The organism is Clostridium sp. AM58-1XD (assembly GCF_003464085.1).
GTDB lineage: Bacteria > Bacillota > Clostridia > Lachnospirales > Lachnospiraceae > Lachnoclostridium_A.
Genome location: NZ_QSDR01000075.1, coordinates 1 through 1,617 on the forward strand (window position 1 = coordinate 1; position 1,617 = coordinate 1,617).

3 protein-coding genes and 1 pseudogene are annotated in these 1,617 nt (G+C 34.6%); all 4 read left to right on the top strand.

Annotated elements, in window-relative coordinates; genetic code table 11:
• Window positions 1–186, top strand: a 186-nt coding sequence (locus DXA13_RS21320; RefSeq protein ID WP_207662195.1) for a hypothetical protein, incomplete at its 5' end; no start/stop codon positions are given.
• 83 nt (window positions 187–269) lie between these two features.
• Window positions 270–683 (top strand): EamA family transporter, encoded by a 414-nt coding sequence (locus DXA13_RS20590; protein WP_118246848.1) that lies wholly within the window; start codon window positions 270–272, stop codon window positions 681–683.
• A gap of 159 nt (window positions 684–842) precedes the next feature.
• Complete coding sequence (locus tag DXA13_RS20595) at window positions 843–1,181, top strand: hypothetical protein (RefSeq protein ID WP_118246849.1); 339 nt, start codon at window positions 843–845, stop codon at window positions 1,179–1,181.
• Between the two features lie 53 nt (window positions 1,182–1,234).
• Window positions 1,235–1,468: pseudogene (locus DXA13_RS20600) on the top strand (isochorismatase family protein); the annotation flags it as partial.
• Window positions 1,469–1,617: the final 149 nt, after the last annotated feature.

Here is a 1,617-nt window from a genome sequence, read left to right on the forward strand (position 1 = left end):
TTATCTGTTCAGATGCTTAGGTTTATTTTGTCTGAATTAGTGAGGTTAGGCTTATCTGTTCAGATGCTTAGGTTTATTTTGTCTGAATTAGTGAGGTTAGGCTTAGATATAATTGTTTTTAGAAACAATAATGGATATAAATTTAAGGATTATGCCGAAAATTTTTGGAATAAAACTTCTTGTTAGTCATGATAATCAACTTCCAGTTTGTAGGGAAATTGAATTTACCGATAAATCAGAATTTAAATAATTTAAGAAGGTAAGGTATTATGTGGTTTATATTTGCATTGCTGTCCGCCATATTTGCAGCACTCACATCTATACTGGCGAAAATCGGCATCGACGGAGTCAACTCAAATCTTGCAACAGCCATCCGAACGATTGTTGTAGTGGTATTGGCGTGGGGAATGGTTTTTTTCACGAATACTCAGAGCGGTATTTCCGAAATAAGTAAAAAGAGCTGGTTGTTTTTGATTCTCTCCGGCTTGGCGACAGGCGCTTCATGGCTGTGTTATTACCGGGCGCTGCAAATTGGTGAAGCCTCAAAAGTTGTACCTATCGACAAATTAAGCGTAGTGATTACGTTAGTTCTGGCATTTATATTCCTGCACGAGGAATTTACGATGAAATCTTTGATTGGATGTGTTCTAATCGGCATCGGTACATTGGCAATAGTTCTGTAAATTAAGGTCAAAGCTTTCAAATATAACCCAATTAAGGATAACCGCTTCACAATATTTAAAGAGCAATTTGAGAAATTGAGAAGACTCAAAAAATGGAATTAATACTCGTTTTAATAAGCCTAAATTGATAAATAGGAAGTTGTGAGGTGAAAAGTAGGTATGAAAAAGAAATGGATTATTATCTGCTCATTGATTTTATTTGTAAGCTTAATTATCGTATATACTGGAATTCAAAGAACACATACATTTACCCTTACAGAAATAAATGGAACTTCACTTAAAGAAGAACAAATACAACCGATATTTGGAATCGTCAAAGTTTCTGGTAATTGTGATACCGATGTGGTATTTACAGACGTTGAGACTGGAGTAACTTATACGATAGGATATATTACGTCTGGTGTATCAGAAAAAATAAGGTTACAAAGGGGAAAATGGTATACGGTGAACGGGGCAGGAAATCTTACAATAAATCCAGTAAACCTTAGAATTGAATAACAATTCCAGCTTGTAGATGAGTTAAGCACAAAAAATATAAGGAGTAAAAAATTGTGAAAAATAAAGCATTAGTTGTCATCGACATTCAAAATGACATTACAAAGAATTATAAGGAAATTATCGAAAATATCAACAAAGCCGTTGATTGGGCAGCCACCAACGATATTCACGTCGTTTACATTAAGCATAACAACTTATCTGCCGGTACAAGAACCTTTAAACCTGACACGCAGGGAGCTGAATTAGTTCCTGATATGAAAATCGTATCTGACAACATTTTCTTAAAAACCCTAAAATGAAATTTTAAATTCCGCTCCCATATTCCCCAGTGGAATTTACTTTCGCACAGTTGATATTTACTCTTTCATATATTAGTGATACGGTTATGTCTCCTTCTGACAGCAGTAGAAGGACATTTTATGAGCAACTATATTCC